This is a genomic window from Salinimicrobium gaetbulicola (assembly GCF_042676025.1).
GTDB classification, from domain to species: domain Bacteria; phylum Bacteroidota; class Bacteroidia; order Flavobacteriales; family Flavobacteriaceae; genus Salinimicrobium; species Salinimicrobium gaetbulicola.
The window spans coordinates 1,155,601-1,177,284 of record NZ_JBHTJP010000032.1; the positions used below are offsets into that span (position 1 = coordinate 1,155,601).

The following is a 21,684-nucleotide window of genomic DNA, read 5'->3' on the forward strand; positions in this document are numbered from 1 at the left end:
AATTATTGAGTTTTAAAGTTCTTCCTGCGACTGGTCATGTAAATAGCATATACCAAACTGATCGCCGCTTTGATCAAAAAGTAGTTTACCCATTTCCCGTTTGCAAATTCATCGTCGTAGATAACCGAAAAATCACCAGAAATGATCTGACTAAAGTGTGAAATAAGCAGTGAGATCCCCACGAATATTACAAAGAAAACGAGGGCTAATTGTAGAACCTTTACCCAGAAATCGGGGTTTTTAAAATTGTCGAAAATGCGCATTCTTATTGTAATTTTTCATTGTTTTTATGTCTGTCCTTATCTCTTTTCGTCTTAAGGTCCAGTTTTTTATCAAAAGCTTCCTGTAGATTTATCCCGGTCTGGTTTGCCAGGCAAAGCACCACAAATATCACATCTGCCAGCTCTTCCCCAAGGTCTTTCGTCTTATCGCTTTCCTTCTCGCTTTGCTCTCCATAGCGGCGGGCAATGATCCTGGCCACCTCCCCTACTTCTTCGGTAAGCTGGGCCATGTTGGTGAGCTCGTTGAAATAACGAACGCCGTGTTCCTTGATCCAATCGTCAACTGCAACCTGAGCGTCTTGTATGTTCATGATTTAAATTTTCTTCAAAACTATAGTTTCTGATTGTTTTTCAAGCATCATAGAATAAAATTCCTTTAAATTTTGATAATCCTGAGGTGTAAAAACCGTTTGAGTCATATCAAATTGTGATTCTATTCTCAAAAAATTCCCATTTTGGCTCGGCAGATATTTATATATCAAGGCACCATCTTTAAAATTCAAAATTTTTGGTTCTGGTAAAAATTCCACTTCATACCCATTTGGAATCAAAATATTAATAGTATTACTTTCTATTTTAGGAAAGTTAAAAAATATGGGGTGCTCCCTTTTACTAGATTTAAAAGGATTTTCCTTTAATGCAGTAAATAATAAAGGTTGAAAATAAATTTTTTCATTAATTCTGTCTACAGCATTTTTAAGCTCAAAAGAAAAAGCTTCTTTTATTTCTTCTCCAATAAGTTCCTCATTTTGTTTTTTAAGGTCTGAAATGACAATGTTCCCTTTATCTTTTTCTAGGATTTTTATGTATTCTTCAATATTTAAGGGGGAAAAATTATCTCTAAACGATTTTGCCTCTAAACCACTATATACTTTCACGCTCTTACCCGCTAAACTTAAATCCTCATTAAATTTAAAATTCACAGTTCCAAGGTTTTGAGCTTTATAACGAGGCATCAGGTTAACCCAATCAGAACTCCCATCTTTTCTTATAAGTCTTCCCTGCCAGTTTCGAGCCCTGTATGGGATTTCTCCAAATCCCAGATTTGGATCTGATCCGTCCAAAAGAACGATCTCTCCATTTAGGTGAGCAGCGACTATTAAATAATTATAACCTGTACGTGTCGGGAATAATGGGATTCCGTTATCTACTGTGCTTACTAACACAGGCTCTGCTGTAATTCCAGCATAATTCAACATTGAAGTTAAAATTAGGTTTATATCTCCAATATTACCACGTTCCTCTTTATATGCTTTTTTTACGCCATGCTCTGAGATAAATCCTAAGTAATTGTTCCATTTTACCTTATTTCGAACAAAATTATAAATCGTTTCCGCCTTTGCAGAATTACCACCTACTCCGCTCAATAAATCATCAATATCTTTTTCAAAAAAACCAGTACTATTTAATTCCTTCTCTAATCCTGCATCCTTATATATATTTTTTGCTACTTCCTCCCAAGTACCGGCGTAATTTTCATAGAGCGAATTGGGGAACTTTGTGTAAATAAGCTCCCACATTATAAATGCAGCATAATTATTTATATAATCTACAAATTCTTCCTTATTTAAGGCCGGAACATCTTGAGTGTAAATAGAATATAAATTTTCTGAATATTCCAATTTTGTAGTTCTGGCAGTGGTTTGAACTACATGCCACCCTGAACCAGTGCTTCGAACCTGTTTAGTAAAAGTATGACTCTTCAGATCTTTTTCTGTTTTAACCGAGAACATTAAAGGAGATCTAGGATTAAAATGATATTTAAATCCAAAATATTCAGGTATTTTAAATTCAACCTCCAGCTTATTAATGGGAATAGTGTATTGCAGTGGGGAATAATCTATAGATGTAATAAAGGGAGATCTCAACTCATAAGAATATTCTATCACACAACCTTCGGTAATCGAAGGCATAGTAAACTTTGTTTTTAACTTAAAAAAGGAAGTTTCTTCTTCAAATATCCCATTTTTACGAAGTTTATCTTCTTTCACCTTTCCATCAATTAGGTTATAGGTGTAACCTTTTAAATTAGAGATTGATTCGCGGTCCTGATTATTCTTATAGTATGATATTTCTTTTGTTGCCCAATCAAATCCATTCTTATTATAAATCTTAATCCTTTCATGGACTTGTGTAACTACCGTAAAGCCTAATTTATCGCTAAATTCGTAACTTGTCTTCTGGCTCCTATACAACACTACGGCATCAACCTCTTTATTTAATGGGTGTTCGGTTTCCTCGAGTTCTTCTATAGAAACTTTTCCAAACTTAAAATTTTGAGCCTCGATAATAGAACTCATAAAAACTGTTAGAATTAAAAGGTAGAATTTTGACATTGGAGGGAGTTTTAATTAATATTATCAATCACTATTTTAGGGTTGCATTGAGATTTCACCTTATTAATAAAATCTCTAAACTCTTTATATTTAACTGCAGGCCATAAACCTGGATTCAATTTAAAGTTTCGTTTAACAATTATAGCTAGAGCCTCACCCTTTTCCTCCAAACTCACTTCAATCTGAAAGAAACCATATTCATTCTTTAGATCAACATTGTCAGGAAGAGTCTCAATAGGTGTCGTTATAGGCAAGAAAAAAGTAAATTGATCTTGTATGTTTATTCCTCTTTCGAGTTCAAATGGAAATTTTCTATCCGAAGAACGTGGTAGATCAAGAATTGGTAATTTTGTAAATCCTAATGGAAGAATGAAACTATTGCCAATTTTGGTCGTATATCTTTCTCCTTTAAGATATAATGTTTCTGAAAATTTCGGGGTTCTTCTATCATTCACATGGATCATCTCATCCACCTGTAGCCCTCTCAAATGAGCAAATTCCTCCTTATAATACAGTTCCTTCTCATCTTCATCAAGGCTTTCAATCTGATAAATCTTTCCATATTGAGCTCCAAATCTCTCTCTTTCAAGTTGGGCCTTAAACCCACCTATTTCATCAATATAAATTACTGCTTTAGTTCCTCTTAAATTATTAGCTACTCCATATTCTTTAGTTTTCACTATCTCCCCACCTTCCTGACTAATAATTAAAACCTTTCTATTATCTGTAAAGCCCGCTATATAATTAATTGGTGTGGACTGACTGGTGCACTCCAGCCAAATATTTTCATCTTCCAAAGGAACCTGTAGGATCACATGATTCCCTTCCATAGACGCAAAATTTTCATCAATATCTTTCATGTGATTACCCCCATAAACTACGGCATAATTTGACGGTATATTCTGACTGTTTAACAGGGCTCGTGTATAATTGGTCAAAGCTTTACAATCTCCATACTTTACTTGATCCACCTCCATCGCAGACATAGGTTCCCAGCCTCCAATCCCTAACTGCACACTCACATAACGGGTGTTCTCCTGAACATAGTTATATATCAGCTGAATTTTTTCACGAATATCAGAGCTTTTAGAAGTTAGATTTGCAACCTCATTTTTTGTGCTTTCAGGTAATTCCAATTTATTTTTCAGCAGATTATCATATTGCCATTTTCCCAACTCCTTCCAATTGGCCGCTTCTCCGACAACTCCTACCAAAGAAAATTGATTCAAGGCGACCTTTACCCATGGAACAAAATTTTTAAGATCTGGACCGAGTTTTTCGAACTTATAGGCTGGTAAATTTTTGATCACATATTCAAGTTCATGTTTTGATGTGACCTTTTTGATATTATGAGAAGAAAAGTTCCTTTCTGAAAATCGAATTGGGATTTGGGATGGATTTTTCAATATATATGATGACCTCTCGACACTCATAGAATAAGATTTTACAGGCCTCCAATCTCTCACAAAAATAGTGCTCCCTTCCCTCACTTCACTTTCATATTGTATAGTATAAGGATAGTCTTTGGGGGAATATTCAATAAAACTTATCCGGGCATCAGAAATTAAGGTACCTTCAGTAACATAACTTCTATCTTGAAAATCACTTTTCTTAAAACGCTTGATTTCTTTCCCGAAGCTGTCAAATATTATGGCGTGTTGCTTTTTTACCTTGCTATCCTCATCATAAATTTCCCCCGCCCAAATTAATTTTTCACCCAATTCATTTAGAACAGTTATCGTTCGAGATTTTTTAATAACCATTTTATCAATAGCCAAAACCTCAATTTCAATATCTTCATTTCGCACTACCGCGTTCGCATTTTCTAGAAGAGAATAATCTATTGAGGAAACAGGATAAGAAATCTCCTGGGCGGTTAGTAGGGAAGTATAGAACCCAAGGAGAACGAAGGAGAAAAATTTCCGCATCGTTCAAGATGAAAAGGTTAAGGTTATAAATTTAGAAAATTTTAACCATATTTTTCTGACAATCAGAAAAATATTTTACTTTTTACTCCCTGTTCTTAGAATCAACCAGAATGGTCACAGGCCCGTCATTTAAAAGGGCCACTTTCATATCGGCTCCAAATTCTCCCGTGCCTACCGGCTTTCCAAGTTCCTTTTCGAGCCTTTCCACGAATTTTTCATATAACGGAACGGCTTTATCGGGTCCCGCAGCTTTGATGTAACTTGGGCGGTTGCCCTTTTTGGTGCTTGCGTGCAAGGTAAACTGACTAACTACCAGGGCTTCGCCATCGACCTGCAATAAGGATTCATTCATTACTCCGTTAGCATCGTTGAAAATGCGCATTTTGGAGATCTTTCCGCAGAGCCAGTCAATGTCTTCCTGGGAATCTTCGGCCTCAATACCTAAGAGTATCAATATGCCGCGACCTATTCGTGATTTTACATTTCCGTTTATTGTTACAGATGCTTCAGAAACTCTTTGCAACACTACTCTCATTCCTGTTCGTAATTATCTATTCGGTAATGTTGATCTTCTTCTCCTTTCAGGATCTGCAAATAACTTTTATATCTGGACCAGGGAATTTCACCTGCTTCCAGGGCATCTTTCACAGCACACTGAGGCTCATCGACATGCAGACAATTATTGAACTTGCAATCCTGCTTGCGCGCGAAGAACTCCGGAAAATAATCTCCCAGTTCCTCTTTTTCGATATCCACCACTCCAAATCCTTTGATACCGGGAGTATCAATGATCCTGGCACCGAAATCAAGATCATACATTTCAGCGAAGGTAGTAGTATGCTGACCCTGCTTGTGTTGTTCAGAAATTTTCTTGGTCTTAAGATCAAGAGTCGGCTCGATGGCATTTATAAGGGTTGATTTCCCGGTACCGCTATGACCGGAGATCATGCTGGTCTTATTTTTCATAAGATCCATCACTTTATCTATATTTTTCCCGGTTTTGGCAGAGATCCCTAAACATTCGTATCCAATCCCCCGGTACATGGCAGCCATGTACTTAATCTCGGTAAGCTCATCGTCGTTATATGTATCGATCTTGTTGAACAAAAGAATGGCTTTGATCCCGTATGCTTCCGCAGTGACCAAAAAACGATCTATAAAAGTGGTGAACGTAGGCGGATTATTCAAAGTGACCAGCAAAAATGCCTGGTCAATATTGGAGGCGATAATGTGCGTTTGCTTGGACAGGTTCACCGATTTACGGATGATGTAATTCTCGCGATCCTTGATCCCGGTGATCACTCCTGTTTCCTCTTCTTCGGAAGCATTCTCCAGTTTAAATTCCACCCGGTCGCCAACAGCAACAGGATTGGTACTTTTAATGCCCTTTATCCTGAACTTACCCTTGATGCGGCACTGGTAAAATTTTCCTTCATCAGATTTTACCTGATACCAACTCCCGGTAGATTTATAAACTGTTCCTGTCATATTACAAAAATGCGAAATTATTCGCTAATTACTTTTTTCTGATGATTGATCGACTCCTGGTGGATCGCCTTGAAAATGCGAAGAATAAATTCTTCACTTAAGCCGTTCTGTTCTCCTTCCAGGATCATCTTCCCCAGAATTTCGCTCCATCGTTGATTCTGCAAAATTGCGACATTCTGCGATTTTTTAGCCTTCCCTATTTCATCTGAGATCTTCATCCTTCGAGATAACACATCCAACAATTGTGTATCAGCAATATCGATCATAGCCCTTAGACTTTGTAGCTTTGTCCTGAATTCCTCACTTTCTGACACTTCTTTTCTTATCTTAAGGTCGTTCATGAATTGAACTAAAGTAGCAGGAGTAATTTGCTGTTGAGCATCACTCCATGCATTGTCAGGATCATAATGAGTTTCTACCATTAGCCCGTCATAATTAAGGTCCAAAGCAGTCTGGCATAGGTCAAAAATATTCTCCCTGTTACCTGCAATATGCGAAGGATCCAGGATCAAAGGGAGATCGGGGAACTTTGTTTGAAGGTCTATAGGTATTTGCCATTCAGGGTTATTTCTATACTTAGATTTTTCATAAGATGAGAAACCACGGTGAATCACACCCAGGTTTTTGATGTCGCTTGAGTACAATCTTTCAACGGCTCCCAGCCATAATGAAAGATCTGGATTCACTGGATTCTTCACTAAAACAACCTTATCAGTACCTTTTAAAGCATCTGCGATCTCCTGAACTATGAATGGAGAAACGGTAGTTCTCGCTCCTATCCAAAGAATATCAACATCGTGCTTAAGAGCCAGTTCCACGTGGTTAGGATTAGCAACCTCGGTAGTGGTCAACATCCCGGTTTCCTCTTTTGCCTTTTGAAGCCATTTCAAACCAAGAGCGCCTACGCCTTCAAAATTTCCCGGTCTCGTTCTGGGTTTCCAAATCCCGGCACGCAATACGGTCGCATCTGTATCCTTCAGTTGATGCGCTATTTTCAAAACCTGTTCTTCTGTTTCAGCACTACATGGCCCGGCGATCACTAGAGGGTGATCCAATTTAAAGGCATCAAGCCAGCTTCTTAATTCTTTTTTATTTTCCATCACTGCAAATTTATCGTATTCCGTTTAATATTGTCTTTATATAATTGATCCTTTCCATTTCCTTGAAGACAGCGTCAAAATCATCATTTTGAAGCAGGTCTCTAAAGTTCAAAAGGTTTTCGATGTACCCATTAAGAATTTCAAGCACATTCTCTTTGTTTTGTCTAAAAATTGGTGTCCACATGTGGGGAGAACTCTTTGCTAACCTTACGGTAGAAGCGAAACCACTTCCCGCAAGGTCAAAAATATCCCTCTCATCCTTTTCTTTTTCTAACACTGTTTTTCCCAGCATAAAAGAGCTGATATGTGAAAGGTGTGAAACATAGGCAATATGCCTATCGTGAGCCGCAGGGTCCATATACCTTATCCTCATTGCTAACTTCTGAAAGATCTCTAGCGCCCTTTCTTGCAATCTAAAAGCAGTTTTTTCTACCTCGCAAAGAATGTTAGTTTTATTGCTGAACAGATCTGAAACAGCCGCCTCGGGACCAGAAAACTCGGTACCTGCGATTGGATGTGCCGCCAGGTAATTTCGTCGGTTAGGATGAGTAGCCACTGCCTTACAAATACCTGCTTTAGTGGAACCTGTATCAAATACAAGGGTATTTTCAGAAACCTGGTCCAGCACTTCTACAAGGATTTTTGGCGCTACATCTACGGGTACAGCAATGATCACCACATCTGCCTTAGAAATACTCTTCTGTGTTTCTGCACTATCTATCAAGCCCAGACGTTTTGCGTTTGCGAGGTTTTCAGAATTCGCATCACTAGCGGTGATCTCAACCCATTGAAAAGCTTTTCTTATCCCGGCAGCAAAAGATCCACCTATAAGCCCAATTCCTATAATATGTACTTTCATGATTTTACACGTGTTAAAGCTTCTTCAATTTTCTCATGTGATGCGCAGAGGGAGAAGCGTACATAACCTTCACCTTGACTTCCAAAAATAAATCCAGGAGCTATAAAGATATCGCTTTCATACAGCAGACGATCAACCACCTCAAGCGAAGTAGTATTTTGGGGCACTTTGGCCCAAATGAACATCCCTGCCTGATCTTCGGAAAAAGAACATCCTAAAGCTTTTACCAATTCAAACATTTTTTTCCTTCGCTGCGTATAAATTTCATTTAACTGGCTGAACCATTCCGAAGAAAGTCTCAAAGCCGCAGCCGCTCCTGCCTGCAACGGAAAAAACATTCCGCTGTCCATATTTGTTTTTACTTTTAGCACTGTATCCAGATTGGTTTTACTTCCGCAGAGCATCCCAATGCGCCAGCCTGCCATATTGAAGGTTTTACTTAATGAGTTCAATTCCAGCACAACCTCCATAGCGCCTTCTTCCTGAAGTATACTACGCGGTTCTTTATTCAGAATAAAGCTATAAGGATTATCATTTACAATAAGAATATGGTTTCTTTTTGCGAAAGCGATCAGTTCTTTGAACCGATCGGCTCCTGCTATCGCCCCTGTCGGCATATGGGGATAATTGATCCACATTAATTTCACCTTACTCAAGTCTCGTTTTTCAAGCTCCTGCAAATCTGGAAACCAGTTATGTTCCTCTTTAAGATCATAAGGAACAGAAGCGGCACCCACCAGTTGCGTTACCGAAGTATAAGTAGGGTAGCCGGGATTTGGTATTAAAACTTCATCTCCGTCATTTAGGAATGCCATAGAAATGTGCATGATTCCTTCTTTACTCCCCATAAGAGGCAGCACCTGTGTTTCATGATCCAATTCTACATTGTAGTGGGTGAGATAAAATTCCCTGATGGCCTGTCTAAAGTCTGAGGTTCCTCTATAAGGCTGATACTGGTGCGCTACAGGATCAGTAAAGGCAGTGTTAAAACCTGCCAGTACCTGTGAAGGTGGTGGCAGGTCTGGGCTGCCTATACCCAGATTGATGATTGGTCGACCTGAAGCCTGTAACTCACGGACCTCCTGCAGTTTTTTGGAGAAATAATATTCTTCCACCTGGTTTAATCTTATTGCCTGTGCTATCATAGCCATTTATTTTTATAAGTTCCGAGCACAGTTAGTCGGTCGGTTTTTTTCATTAGTAAAGCCAAAGCCTCTTCAAAATCTCCGGGCATATTAAATAAGACATCGACAAAAAATGCGTATTTCCAGGGGGTATTTCCAACCGGAACACTCTGAATCTTGCTCATGTCTAATTTATGATCGCTTATGATCTCCAGTACTTCCGCCAGACTCCCTCTTCTGCTCTCCAGAATGAATTTCATAGAAGCTTTATCTGAAATGTTCTCTTTCAAGTCCTCATTATTCTTTTGAAGAACAAGAAAACGAGTTGAATTACTTTTTAAGGTATGGACATTTTCCGCAAGGATCTCAAGATCAAAAAGGTTTGCAGCAGCTCTGCTTGCCAGAGCGGCAACGTGTTTTTTCCCGTTTTCTGAAATACGCTTTGCTACAGAGGCCGTATCTTCATCCTCAACGAGTTTGATATGCGGATAATTCTTAAAAAACTCCTTACACTGAAGCAGCGCCATGGGATGGGAATACACCTTTTTAATATCTTCAATTTTCTGGCCGGGAACAGCCATCATGTTCATCTGGATGGGTATGTAATGTTCCCCGGTAATCCTAAGGTTATTATCGTCTATAAGGGCGTAATTCGGAAGGATCGAACCTACGATGGAATTTTCGATTGCCATCACCGCCTTGCCTGATCTCCCCGCTAATAAATTGGCAACCACCTCCTGAAATGACATACATTCCTCAACCTCCACATCGTTTCCAAAGTACTCCCTCGCCACCTGGTGATGGAATGATCCCGCTATCCCCTGAATTGCAACTTTCTCTTTCATATTATCTCAAAAAAAATCCCGATGAGTACATCGGGATTTTGAATTATAATTAATCTTTTAATTACATGGCACTCCCGATCCTATCTCTATAAAAGAAATAAAAGTAATAGAAAGCGTTCCAGGTATTTAAATTTAGATTCTTCATTGTGCTAAAAGGCTAAAATAGAATTTAAATCTCTAAGACGGAATTTTTTTCTGATATTTTTCACTATAACCTTTGCGTACAAACGTTGTAAAAGTTGTTACTTTTGACAAAAAGCAACTATGTCTATAAAGGTTACCAAAATCACGAAATTCTATGAGCAGCAAAAAGCGCTGGATGAAATTTCATTCTCCATTGAAAAAGGAGAAATAGTTGGTTTTTTGGGACCTAACGGCGCGGGAAAATCCACTTTAATGAAGATCCTCACCGGCTATCTTTCTCCTAGCTCGGGGACGGCTACCGTGAACGGATTTTCGCTGGAAACTGAAAAACTTCAGGCTCAAAAAAGCATTGGCTACCTGCCAGAACACAATTCTTTATATACGGAAATGTATGTACGGGAGTACCTGGAATTCAATGCATCCATATATGAAGTTTCGAAAAGCAGGATCGAAGAGATTATTCAACAAACCGGATTACTTCCGGAAGCCAATAAAAAGATAGAACAACTTTCAAAAGGTTACCGCCAACGCGTGGGGCTTGCTGCAGCCATGCTGCACGCTCCTGAAGTACTGATCCTTGATGAACCCACCACCGGGCTGGACCCAAATCAGTTGGTCGAGATCAGAGACCTTATCAGGTCGGCGGGAAAAGAAAAAACCATTTTTCTTTCCACGCACATCATGCGGGAAGTGGAAGCGCTTTGCGACCGGGTCATTATCATTAATAAAGGAGAGATAGTAGCCGATAAAAAACTGGCAGAACTTCGCGAAGAACAGACCCAGATCATCGAGGTGGAATTCGACTATCGTATTGAAGACAGGGCTTTAAGGAAATTACCTCACCTGCTGGAAATTAGAAACACGGGTGGATTTGTATATGAACTGGTTTTTGAGACCACCAAGGACATGCGCCCGGCTATCTTTGATTTCGCCCACGACAACGGACTCAAGACCCTGCAATTGAACCGAAAGAACAAGAACCTGGAAAACCTTTTTTCAGAGCTTACCCTGGATTCAAAATAAACTTTATTCGAAGATCAGTTTGCCGGTATAGAAAGATTGTACTACCACCACCGGAGGTCGGTTTACGGATATCACATCTCCGGTACTTCTTATTTCGCCTCGCAAAGCATTTTGCGGGTTCAGGATCATTTTATTAGTTCCGCGGTGAAAGATCTGGATACTGTCAGCTACCAGTTCCCTTGCTTCCAATCGGCCGTCACCTGCCCAGAATTGAGCCACAAAATATCCTGTTTTTCCCGAAAGATAGAAGTTGGAAAAATCATCTCCGCTTACCCGAATGGTTTTTGATTCCAAATCAAATTTAAAGTCTCCATTGGTATACACTTCCGGGTTCTTAGCGTAATTATTAGATATTAATGTTACGGAAGGAAAGTTTAAAATTCCCACGCCTTCGATCATTCGGTTTCCCGAGTTCTCTATATAGTTAAGGTTTGGCACCTTGAGGTGAATTACATGCTCGTAGGTAGTTTGAAAAAAAGTACAGTCATTGAGATCTTTCAGGATCAACTTTCCATCTTCCACTTTGGTGGAAACCGCATCGATCAGGTTTTCACCGGCCTGCACGATCACCTGTTGCTCATCACTCTGCTCTATATAGACCTTGATCTTTCCGAAGACAGCCACCTGCGAAAAAGGTTCCAAAACGATCTCTTTCTGAACGATCTTCCCGGGAGAGGTAGTACATTCGGGAGCATCTGTGATATCACAGGCAGTAAACAGCAGACTGCAAACAGCGATCATGTTAAAAAACATCAACTTTTTCATAACCTGTAACCTATTGAGAATTCAACTGCCTCGGCGTTCGCACCGTGTGAACGAACGGTCACCGATGCGAAAAGGTCTTTATATATCTCCCTTTGCAAACCGACCCTGTTATAAACCTGGTCCACAAAACGCTCATATGGATAGTAAACATAATACCCGAGCTGTGTGATCAGGGACGTTTTATGGAAGGTAAGCTGGTGACCCAAAAAGAGACCTACCCGCTTCGCATCCTCATCTCCTGAAGTTCCACCCTCAGGAAATGCGACGGAGTGGTAATGAATGTACTCTTCCATAGCTCTTGAAAAAAAGAGCTCAGCTCCTCCCTGAAAAGTGCTTTTCTGGTTGATCCTTTTATCTGCATACGCCGAAAGGGTCAAAAATGGCAAAGAACCGGTACCAATGATCCGCGCAGAATTCACCCCGCTGCGCAACACCAGATTGTAGTGAAAAGGCTCAGAATATTCTCCCTCGTCTTCCTTAGGCATATATTGGATCTCCTGATCGTGATCGAAAAGGTAATTCAGCCCCACGTTCACCGCCATGGTATTGGTACTGCTGTTCGGCGATTTGAAATCGGCATTGGAGTAATGAATCAAAGTTATCCCGGTTTGAAAACCAATCCCGGCCCAGATATTTTCCATTTGAAAGTTTCCGCTTAAAAAAGTGGAGCTCAAAATGGGGGTTCCAAAAGCATTGTTCTGGTAATTAGTATCGGGATCATATGGGTTGGTCGCGTAGGCGATCCCCTGTCCGGCCTTTATGGCTAGATGTCGGTTGAACATGTAAAACCCCATGTGAGCATATATGCCATAATTTTCACCCAAATAGGTGTTTTTCAGATCCTGATAAGAGAAGGTCACTCCAAGATCGGGGTAATTGTAGCGTCGCTCCCAGGCTTGTTTTCCATAGGTCTTCTTATTAAAACTAAGCAGGAGGCCTTCCGGATAATCTGTAATGAGATGGGAAATGCCGGGATTGTGCTCCACGATATTTCCGTAGAAATAATTGGCTTCTACAGAATAATCGGGTCCATCCTGGGCGAACAACCAACTACCGGAAAACAAAAATAACGAAAACAGGAACTTTTTCATGGGGAGGCAAAAGCCTGTTTTAGGCTGGCACCATTGCGCCGTTTAAAATTACTTCTGTAGTGATCTCTGCGGTCTTTTCAAGCATTTTAGCTACCGAACAATATTTTTCAAGAGAAAGGTCTACCGCCCGTTTAGCTTTATTGGCAGGAATATCACCGTCAATATAAATTTTCAAATGTATCTTCCTGAAGACATTCGGAATTTCGCCATCCACGCGCATCCCTTCCACTTCCATTTGAAAATTGGTCATTTCAAGTTGCTGTTTTTTCAGGATCATAACAATGTCGATCCCACTGCAACCGGCGATCCCCATAAGCACCAGTTCCATAGGACTGGCCCCTTGTGGATTAGGCTCGCTCTTATTATCCATGTGTACAATATCACCGCGCTCATTGACGGTTTCGAAATGGTAGTCGTTATTGAGCCTTTTGAAGTTGATTTTCATTTTAATGTAGTTTTTCGGCTAATTTAACTAAATCTGTTAGAACTCCGCGTGCCGTAACAGCAGCTCCTGCGCCGGCTCCTTTTATTACCAGCGGCTGCTTTCCGTAAGATTCGGTAAATATCTCAAAAGAAGAATCGGCATTTTGAAGGCTGCCGAAGGCCGAAGTTCGCGATTCCTTTACAAGTTTAACATCCAGAGCCCCCGTTTGAAGGTCCAGTTCCCCCACATGTCTTATCACCTCATCCTGTTTAAGATCTTTCTTAAGTTTGAGAAAAATCGGGTCGAGATCCTTTTTATTTCTGTGAAAATTCTTCAGGGTAGATTGTCCGTTAAGATGCTTAGGGACCAGATCCTGAATGCTTATTTCTTCAAACTCCTTTTTCAAGCCCAGTTCCCTTCCCAGGATCAACAATTTTCGTGCAACATCTTTCCCTGAAAGATCCACCCTGGGATCAGGTTCTGTAAAACCCTTATCACCGGCTTCGGTAAGAACTTCAGAGAAGGTTTTTTCCTCCTCACAATAAGTATTGAAAATATAGCTGAGGGATCCGGAGAAAACACCTCTCACCCGGGTCACCCGCTCATTGGTACGATGGAAATTCCTAAGAGTCTCCACAATGGGTAAACCCGCTCCTACATTGGTTTCATAAAGAAAGTACTTGTTGTGTTCCAGCAGCGTTTCCCGAAGCCTGGCGTAGAACTGAGATGAACGGGTGTTCGCTACTTTATTGGCCGCGACTATATGAAAACCGGCATGAATGAGTTCATTATAATTATCCACAAACTGCTCACTGGCCGTGGCATCTACGGCAATTAGATTTTCATACCCCTCATTGTGCACATACTCCAGGATATCCTCCAGTCTGTAAGGAAAGCCAAAATTGGTAAGGTCAGCTTCCCAGGATGCCTGCTGATTTTCCTTCTGAAAAAAGGCCGTGGAAGAATTGGCGATGACCGGTAGATTTATCTCCAGGCCTTCTTTTTGCCGCAGGATTTCACGTGCCTCCAGGATCTGATTGATCAGTTTGCTTCCCACGTTACCGGTTCCAAAGAGAACTATATTTATCTTTTTCATTTTTGGTTGTTTTTAGATTAAAAATTGGTGCTAAAATTTGTTTTAGCTGTTCGTATTCTATGAGAAAAGCATCGTGCCCGTGAATGGACCTGATCTCATAATAGCTGACGTTTGATTTTACTTTTGATAGCTGCCGGTGTGTTTCCCTGATCTCCTCAGCAAGAAAGAACAGGTCAGAATCTATCCCGATAAGATGAATCTTCCCGCTGATCTTTTTCGCTGCAGCTAAATCTTCTCCGTTCCCTCCTGAAATATCTATGGTAGTAAGCAGGTGGTTCATCAATTTATAAGCTGCAAGTTCAAAGCGGCCTTCCAGTTTCCTGCCGTGATGGCTCAGCCAGTTGGCTACCTCGAATTGATAATTCAGTTCATTCCTTTTTCTTCGGAATTTTGCTGAAAAGGACGCCGGAGTGCGGTAGAAGGTCATGGCGTGCATTCGCGCGTCATGAATGGGATCTGCCGAATTATTCAGGATCTGCTCCTGTACTTTGCACTGCCCCAGCACCCAGTCTGTCGCCTTCAGGTCGGTGGCTATAGGGATCAGGTTCTCGATGAGATCGGGTTTTAGTGCCGCCAGATGCCAGGCCACCGCTCCGCCTATAGAACCCCCAATGGCCCCGAAGAGTTTATCTATCTTCAGCTCTTCCAGTATCCGCGCAAAAATTAGGGCGATATCATACAGGGTAAATTCGGTGTAATTGTTCAGCAGGTGCTCCTGTTTACCGCCGGCACCATTACCCGGAAGATTGATCGCCAGGATCGTGAACTTTTCCGTATCTATACATTTCTCCGGACCTATAAGCTCTTTCCACCAGCCGTTCTCTCCCGTGACATCGGCATTTCCGGTAAGGGCATGGTTAACCAGCACCACAGGCGCGGTCCCGGGTTCCCTTCCGAAAAAGCGATAAAACACATGAATTTCCTGAAGGCTTCCGCCGGAATTCTTAAAATGTGGAAGAATGATCTCCTGTAGCATAGTTTAAAGTTTTCAAAATTGAATTAAGCAGATTTAACCGCGTGTTTACTCCGGATCTTCGCCAACGCCTGTTCCAGATCGGCCTTGAGATCTTCAGGATCCTCAAGCCCTATTGATAACCTTACCAGGTCTTTGGTCACCCCGGTGGATTCCTGCTGTTCATCACTGAGCTGCTGATGCGTTGTGCTCGCAGGGTGAATGATCAGGGACTTGGTATCTCCTATGTTGGCAAGAAGTGAGAAGAGCCTGGTCTCATCTACCAAAACCTTTGCTCCTGCATAGCCGCCTTTTACGCCGAAAGTAACTACCCCGCTTTGGCCTTCAGGAAGATATTTTTGAGCCAGGTCATGATACGGACTTGTCTCCAGTCCGGGATAATTCACCCAGCTTACCTCCTCTTTTTGCTGCAGCCACTTCGCGATGGCCAGCGCATTTTCACTGTGCTTTTTGATCCTGATCTCAAGGGTTTCCAGTCCCTGTAAAATTTGAAACGCGTTGAACGGGCTCAGCGCCGCGCCAAGGTCCCGCAGACCTTCTATTCTAACTTTAGCTATGAAAGCCGCTTCTTTTAGAACATCGTGATAAACGAGTCCGTGGTAACCGGGAGACGGTTCTGTGAATTCAGGAAATTTACCGTTGGCCCAATCAAATTTTCCGGCATCGATTATGACTCCGCCAAGAGAGGTTCCGTTACCGGCGATATATTTAGTAAGCGAATGTATCACCAGGTCGGCCCCGTGTTCTATTGGCTTCACCAATGCAGAAGTAGCCACCGTATTGTCAACGATTAAGGGCACTTTGTGCTCTTTGGTCACTTTGGAGATCGCCTGCAGGTCGAGCACGTCAAGCCTCGGATTGCCTAGGGATTCCACAAATACCGCACGGGTGTTTTCCTTTACCGCGTCTGAAAAATTCTGTGCCTTGGAAGGATCCACAAAAGTAGTGGTGATCCCTAATCGCGGTAAAGTCACACTCAGCAGGTTGTAGGTGCCGCCGTAAAGGCTGCTGGAAGCGACGATGTGGTCTCCTGCCTTAAGCAGCGTAAGTAAAGTGGTGCTGATGGCCGCTGTTCCCGAAGCTGTCACTACTGCCGCGATCCCGCCTTCTAGCGCTGCCAGTCTTTGTTCCAGCACATCATTTGTTGGGTTGTTAAGCCGGGTGTAAATGAAACCGGGCTCTGCCAGGGAAAACAGGTTGGCCGCGTGATCTGAATCTCTGAAGACGTATGAGGTTGTCTGGTAAATGGGAACCGCTCTGGTTCCGCCGGTAGCTGTTACGTCATGCCCTGCATGGAGAGCGCTGGTCGAAAATCTTTGTTGTGTACTCATTTTTTGAATGTTTAAGGATTATTGATTAAGGTTGAGTTGTTTATTGCTTAGGGTTTGATCATTGGTTATCGAACAAAAAAAATCCCTCCGGCCTGACTGCCGAAGGGATCTTTTACATTGAACACAAACACAAACAGATCACATTTTCAGGCAGCAGAATAGGTGGCGCATCATGCGCATCATATTGATCATCATTACTACTGCTGAAGTTGTCTTCATCCTTTTATTTTATGCCGGGATTTCTACTTCCCGGATTTTATTTGAATATTTTTTATTTCTGTCCCCAAAAAAAGGGCATAAAAAAAGCCGCTGCGGTGGCAGCGGCTTTATGAATGTATCTTTTTTCAGACTCATGCAATAGGACGCGCTGCGGACTTTTTCCACATCATGCACATCATATTGTAAATCACCTGATTCATTTCCTGTTTTGTAATGAAGCAAAGTTAACGACAGAAAATTTTAAGGAACAAATAAAATTCAGATTAATTTCATTTTTCCTGAAAAGACGGGGCTTTACGGCTTTGCGCTAAGGATTGAGCGGTTGTTGGAGCTCTCCCGATCGCGGAAGCGTTCGGGAAGCGACCCGCGAAAGCCTGCCGTTACGGCCGCAGCCGGGGCGTAACGGAGCGCCCAAATTATTCTTAAAAAGAAGAATATGCAGTGAGTTTAAAACTATTTTAATACATTTGCTGCTGACAAATTACAGGGAAAGATTTGACTGATTGCAACCCTTATAAAATGCTAAAGCAGTGAAAACTCCTCTAGCGCTTGCACGTCAATTTCTTTCTGAAATTAATTTAAATTTTAGAAGCAATGCCATATTTATTTACTTCAGAAAGTGTTTCTGAAGGCCACCCCGATAAAGTCGCAGATCAAATCAGTGACACCCTTTTAGATAACTTTTTAGCATTCGATCCTGAATCTAAGGTAGCTTGTGAAACTCTTGTTACTACCGGACAGGTCGTGTTGGCCGGAGAGGTAAAAAGCGACACCTACCTGGATGTTCAAACCATAGCCCGTGATGTGATCAATGATATTGGTTACACTAAGGGTGCCTACAAGTTCAGCGGGGATTCCTGCGGGGTTATTTCTTTGATCCATGAACAATCCCAGGATATCAACCAGGGAGTTGACCGCGGCTCAAAAGAAGAGCAAGGTGCGGGAGACCAGGGAATGATGTTTGGTTACGCCACGAAGGAGACGGAGAATTACATGCCTTTGGCGCTTGATATCTCTCACAAGATCCTGATTGAACTGGCTAAACTACGCAGAGAAGGAACAGAGATCACATATCTGCGCCCAGATTCCAAGAGCCAGGTGACCATTGAATACAGTGATGATAATGTACCTCAACGTATCGTTTCAATTGTAGTCTCCACCCAGCATGACGATTTTGACGGGGATGATCAAAAAATGCTTGCTAAGATCAAGAAAGACATTATCGAGATCCTGATCCCGAGAGTGAAATCTCAGCTTCCGGAATATGTACAGAATCTTTTCAATGACGATATAGAATACCACATCAACCCAACCGGAAAGTTCGTAATTGGTGGGCCTCACGGTGACACCGGACTTACAGGAAGAAAGATCATCGTGGATACCTACGGCGGAAAAGGAGCTCACGGCGGGGGTGCTTTTTCAGGAAAAGATCCGAGCAAGGTAGACCGTTCGGCAGCCTATGCTGCACGACACATTGCCAAGAACCTGGTAGCCGCGGGAGTGGCCGATGAGATCCTGGTACAGGTATCCTACGCCATTGGGGTGGTAAAACCTACCTCTTTGCTGATCGAAACATACGGTTCTAAACACGTGGATTTCACCAATGGGGAGATCGCGCAAAAAGTATTCGAGATATTCGATATGCGCCCGGCAGCCATCGAAGAACGATTGGGACTTAGAAATCCGATCTACCGAGAAACATCGGCTTACGGTCACTTCGGAAAAGAGCCTCGCAAGGAAACCAAAGTCTTCGAAAGTCCTTACAACGGAAAGATCACCCGCGAAGTTGAATTATTTACCTGGGAAAAACTGGATAAAGTGGACGAGGTAAAGGAAGCTTTCGGCTTGTAATTATAAAACTTCAGAATTTATGTTAAAACGCTTCCCATTCGGGAGGCGTTTTTTTTTGAATTAAAGTGACCAATCCTTGCGAACAATTCGAAAATTGTCAATAAGTTGCAGGTTGTGTTAAAAATAAGTTAAATTAGCTTAACTCAACTTTTACATCATGTTCTTATTACGCTCCTTCCTTTCAATTGGTTTACTATTCTTTTCTCTTACAATTCTAGGTCAAAACCACCCACAGGTTACTCAAGCACCAGAACCTGGTTGGACAGTTCCTTCCAATCTTCCTGTAGAGGCTGACATAAACAACGATCCAACGGCGGGGTTCTATTATCTGCTAGTTGACAACCAGGACAATTTAGCAACCGATCAGGAATACAGAAGACTCTCCTATAAAATTAAAAACTCGATGGGATCCCAGCAAATGAGTGATCTCGCGGTGAATTTTAATCCAACCTATCAACATGTAGAAATTCATTTCATAAATATAATTAGAGAAGGAAAAACAATTGACAAACTTGACCTGGATAAAATAAAAGTGGTTCAGCGAGAATCTGGAATGGAAGATAATATTTACAATGGCCAGTTGACAATAATTTCACACTTAACAGATATCAGAATAGATGATATTATTGATTTTTCTTATACAATTACCGGATCTAACCCATTATTCAAAGGGAAATATACTACCGCATTTGCCCTACAATATAATGTGCCGGTTGAGTTTCACAGGTATATTATTGTAGCGCCAAAAAAGGATGAAATTCATATTAAAAAATTACATGGAGCTGAGAAACCAAGGATCGAGGAATACGAAAATGAAATTCACTACTCCTGGACAGGACAAAAACTTGAGCAGAGTACAATAGAAGCAAACACTCCTGTATGGTTTGACGATACCCCTTCTGTCTTCGTAAGTCAATTCAGTTCGTGGCAGGAAGTGTCAGAGCTCTTACTTCCGTATTATACTATAAACGATCAGGAAAAAACCCAATTAAAAACAGAGGTAAATCAATTAATCAAAAACACCAAAGACCAGAAGGATTTTATAGAAAAATCAATTCGTTTTGTTCAGGATGAGGTAAGATATTTAGGCTTGGAGAATGGTTTAAATTCTTATGTTCCAAGAAAACCTCAAGAGGTATTGGAAAGGAGATTTGGAGACTGCAAGGATAAGTCATTTTTGTTAAGTGAAATTCTCCAAACCAGGGGAATAAAGGCAAAACCAATTCTTGTTCATTCATTTAATGGGAGAAATTTAAAATCTTATTTACCCTCTCCTCATTTATTTGACCATTGTGTTGTACAAATACAGCTCGAAAATCAGGAGACCTATTATATAGACCCTACCATAAGTGAACAAGGGGGGAATCTTGAAACGATTTACTTTCCTGATTACAGAATGGGTCTGCTATTAAGCCAAGATTCAAATGGCCTTTTAGATCTTCCTACACCAAAAGTTTATCCAATCTCTATTAATGAAACATTTGAATTATTAGAGATTGGCGGTGGAGCCAAACTTGATGTAGTTTCAGTATATGAAGGTAATGCAGCGGATCTAAGGAGACAGCAATTCTTAAACACTAATTTTCAGGCCTTACAACAGGATTATTCTAATTATTATACTTCACTCTATCCTTCTATTTATACAAAAGAAGCACTAAGCTTTGAAGATAATCGGGAGAAAAATACCTTTAAGGTAATTGAGAGTTACCAAATTGATGAATTTTGGTCACCATCTTCAGAAAATGTAAATATCATAGTCGCCAGATTCTATCCTTTGGCTCTTGAACCCCAATTATATCCTCAGCAATCAGGAAAAAGAAAATCTCCATATCATTTAGAAAAAGATTCTAATGTTCAACATAACACTATTGTATATTTTCCAAAAGCATGGAATATTCAGGATGACAAAAGAAGTTTTGGAGATCAATACTTTCAATATAACTCAGATGTAAGTTACAAGAATGCAACTCTAAAAATAACCCATGATTATACCACTCTTAGTGATCATGTAGCACCGGAAGATATCACGAGTTTCCTAACAGAACATTCCAAAATCCAGACACAACTTAATTACTGGCTGCAATACAACCCGGAAGCTTTAATTGCCTCTGAAAAAAATTCCATCAGCTGGATCGCCGTTATATTCCTATGGTTCATACTAATAGGAAGCGGAGTTATTTGTTATCTTATTTATAGTAAATATGACTTCCCTTCTAAAGTAAAACCAAAATATGAACGAAAAATTGGTGGTTGGCTCATTTTAATAGGCATTGGTCTTGCCCTCACTCCTTTAATATTACTTTTCAGAATTTCTACCTCCAATTACTTCGAAAGTTCTGTTTGGATCTCTTTATTTTCTAACACAGATACGATATCAATGGGATTGATACTAATTGCAGAAATGATTTTTAATTCGGTATACTTTGTCTTCTCAATCTTCGTAGTTATTCTGTTCTTTCAAAGGAGAACAATTGCTCCCCGAATGATTATAGCCCTGTATGCAGGAGTACTGATTCTATCGGCATTAATCACTTTTACAGCCCTTTATTTACATCCAAATTCATTCACAGGTTCACAAACCCAGGAATTGTATTCAGACCTTTCTATTATGGTAATTCGATGCCTAATTTTTATCCCCTATTTCCTTTACTCGGAAAGAGTGGAAGAAACTTTTACTAAAAGGAAAAAGGAGCCTACAGACCAAGATGAATATAGCAATGAAGAAATATTGGAGCACGAAGAGGTCTTAATTAATTAGATATTTTGTTTGAGAAACCTTTAACAGGCTGCCACTTCTTTAATCCCT

The 21,684-nt window shown here is 40.8% G+C and carries 19 protein-coding genes; 3 read left to right on the forward strand and 16 right to left on the reverse strand.

What is annotated here, in order from left to right; all coding sequences use genetic code 11:
• Nucleotides 1-2: 2 nt before the first annotated feature.
• The 10 genes from ACFQ1G_RS06695 to ACFQ1G_RS06740 form a co-directional block, all read right to left on the reverse strand.
• Complete coding sequence (locus ACFQ1G_RS06695; protein WP_380737823.1) at nt 3-263, reverse strand: hypothetical protein; 261 nt, start codon at nt 261-263, stop codon at nt 3-5.
• A 2-nt stretch (nt 264-265) separates the two neighbouring features.
• A complete protein-coding gene (locus tag ACFQ1G_RS06700) occupies nt 266-592 on the reverse strand; it encodes a nucleotide pyrophosphohydrolase (RefSeq protein ID WP_380737825.1) in 327 nt (108 codons plus the stop codon).
• Nucleotides 593-595: 3 nt separating this feature from the next.
• The gene (locus ACFQ1G_RS06705; RefSeq protein ID WP_380737827.1) at nt 596-2,617 is read right to left on the reverse strand and encodes a DUF3857 domain-containing protein; all 2,022 of its coding nucleotides are present in this window, start codon (nt 2,615-2,617) and stop codon (nt 596-598) included.
• A gap of 11 nt (nt 2,618-2,628) precedes the next feature.
• Nucleotides 2,629-4,395, reverse strand: a complete 1,767-nt coding sequence (locus ACFQ1G_RS06710) for a DUF3857 domain-containing protein (RefSeq protein ID WP_380737829.1) — start codon at nt 4,393-4,395, stop codon at nt 2,629-2,631.
• A gap of 232 nt (nt 4,396-4,627) precedes the next feature.
• A complete protein-coding gene (dtd, locus tag ACFQ1G_RS06715) occupies nt 4,628-5,080 on the reverse strand; it encodes a D-aminoacyl-tRNA deacylase (RefSeq protein WP_380737831.1) in 453 nt (150 codons plus the stop codon).
• The gene (rsgA, locus tag ACFQ1G_RS06720) at nt 5,077-6,033 is read right to left on the reverse strand and encodes a ribosome small subunit-dependent GTPase A (protein ID WP_380737833.1); all 957 of its coding nucleotides are present in this window, start codon (nt 6,031-6,033) and stop codon (nt 5,077-5,079) included. Before rsgA ends, dtd begins: the two co-directional genes overlap by 4 nt.
• Before the next feature lie 17 nt (nt 6,034-6,050).
• Nucleotides 6,051-7,133, reverse strand: coding sequence for a chorismate mutase (locus ACFQ1G_RS06725; RefSeq protein WP_380737835.1), 1,083 nt, complete (start codon nt 7,131-7,133; stop codon nt 6,051-6,053).
• Between the two features lie 10 nt (nt 7,134-7,143).
• Nucleotides 7,144-7,992 (reverse strand): prephenate dehydrogenase, encoded by an 849-nt coding sequence (locus ACFQ1G_RS06730; protein WP_380737837.1) that lies wholly within the window; start codon nt 7,990-7,992, stop codon nt 7,144-7,146.
• The gene (locus ACFQ1G_RS06735) at nt 7,989-9,137 is read right to left on the reverse strand and encodes a pyridoxal phosphate-dependent aminotransferase (RefSeq protein WP_380737839.1); all 1,149 of its coding nucleotides are present in this window, start codon (nt 9,135-9,137) and stop codon (nt 7,989-7,991) included. The genes ACFQ1G_RS06730 and ACFQ1G_RS06735 overlap by 4 nt, the downstream gene beginning before the upstream one ends.
• The gene (locus ACFQ1G_RS06740) at nt 9,134-9,961 is read right to left on the reverse strand and encodes a prephenate dehydratase (RefSeq protein WP_380737841.1); all 828 of its coding nucleotides are present in this window, start codon (nt 9,959-9,961) and stop codon (nt 9,134-9,136) included. Before ACFQ1G_RS06740 ends, ACFQ1G_RS06735 begins: the two co-directional genes overlap by 4 nt.
• Nucleotides 9,962-10,225: 264 nt before the next feature.
• On the opposite strand from ACFQ1G_RS06740, the gene gldA reads away from it, so the two are divergent.
• Complete coding sequence (gene gldA / locus ACFQ1G_RS06745; RefSeq protein ID WP_380737843.1) at nt 10,226-11,128, forward strand: gliding motility-associated ABC transporter ATP-binding subunit GldA; 903 nt, start codon at nt 10,226-10,228, stop codon at nt 11,126-11,128.
• Between the two features lie 3 nt (nt 11,129-11,131).
• Here the strand turns inward: gldA and ACFQ1G_RS06750 are convergent, their stop codons facing one another.
• Genes ACFQ1G_RS06750 through ACFQ1G_RS06775 form a run of 6 tightly spaced genes read right to left on the reverse strand, consistent with a single transcriptional unit; the run spans nt 11,132 to nt 16,808 of the window.
• Nucleotides 11,132-11,893: a head GIN domain-containing protein gene (locus ACFQ1G_RS06750; RefSeq protein WP_380737845.1), complete on the reverse strand. Its 762-nt coding sequence runs from the start codon at nt 11,891-11,893 to the stop codon at nt 11,132-11,134.
• Entirely contained in the window at nt 11,890-12,984 is a 1,095-nt protein-coding gene (locus tag ACFQ1G_RS06755; RefSeq protein WP_380737847.1) for an acyloxyacyl hydrolase, read from the reverse strand. The genes ACFQ1G_RS06750 and ACFQ1G_RS06755 overlap by 4 nt, the downstream gene beginning before the upstream one ends.
• A 19-nt stretch (nt 12,985-13,003) precedes the next feature.
• Nucleotides 13,004-13,429 (reverse strand): OsmC family protein, encoded by a 426-nt coding sequence (locus tag ACFQ1G_RS06760; protein ID WP_380737849.1) that lies wholly within the window; start codon nt 13,427-13,429, stop codon nt 13,004-13,006.
• Between the two features lies 1 nt (nt 13,430).
• Nucleotides 13,431-14,504 carry an aspartate kinase gene (locus ACFQ1G_RS06765; RefSeq protein ID WP_380737851.1) on the reverse strand — a complete coding sequence of 358 codons (1,074 nt, stop codon included), beginning with the start codon at nt 14,502-14,504 and terminating at the stop codon, nt 13,431-13,433.
• Nucleotides 14,467-15,480, reverse strand: a complete 1,014-nt coding sequence (locus ACFQ1G_RS06770; RefSeq protein WP_380737853.1) for an alpha/beta fold hydrolase — start codon at nt 15,478-15,480, stop codon at nt 14,467-14,469. The genes ACFQ1G_RS06765 and ACFQ1G_RS06770 overlap by 38 nt, the downstream gene beginning before the upstream one ends.
• A gap of 23 nt (nt 15,481-15,503) precedes the next feature.
• Nucleotides 15,504-16,808: an O-acetylhomoserine aminocarboxypropyltransferase/cysteine synthase family protein gene (locus ACFQ1G_RS06775; RefSeq protein ID WP_380737855.1), complete on the reverse strand. Its 1,305-nt coding sequence runs from the start codon at nt 16,806-16,808 to the stop codon at nt 15,504-15,506.
• Between the two features lie 813 nt (nt 16,809-17,621).
• Between ACFQ1G_RS06775 and metK the strand changes: the two genes are divergently transcribed.
• Both metK and ACFQ1G_RS06785 read left to right on the forward strand, forming a co-directional pair.
• Complete coding sequence (gene metK / locus ACFQ1G_RS06780; protein ID WP_380737857.1) at nt 17,622-18,878, forward strand: methionine adenosyltransferase; 1,257 nt, start codon at nt 17,622-17,624, stop codon at nt 18,876-18,878.
• A gap of 157 nt (nt 18,879-19,035) precedes the next feature.
• The gene (locus ACFQ1G_RS06785) at nt 19,036-21,636 is read left to right on the forward strand and encodes a DUF3857 domain-containing protein (protein WP_380737859.1); all 2,601 of its coding nucleotides are present in this window, start codon (nt 19,036-19,038) and stop codon (nt 21,634-21,636) included.
• Nucleotides 21,637-21,684: the final 48 nt, after the last annotated feature.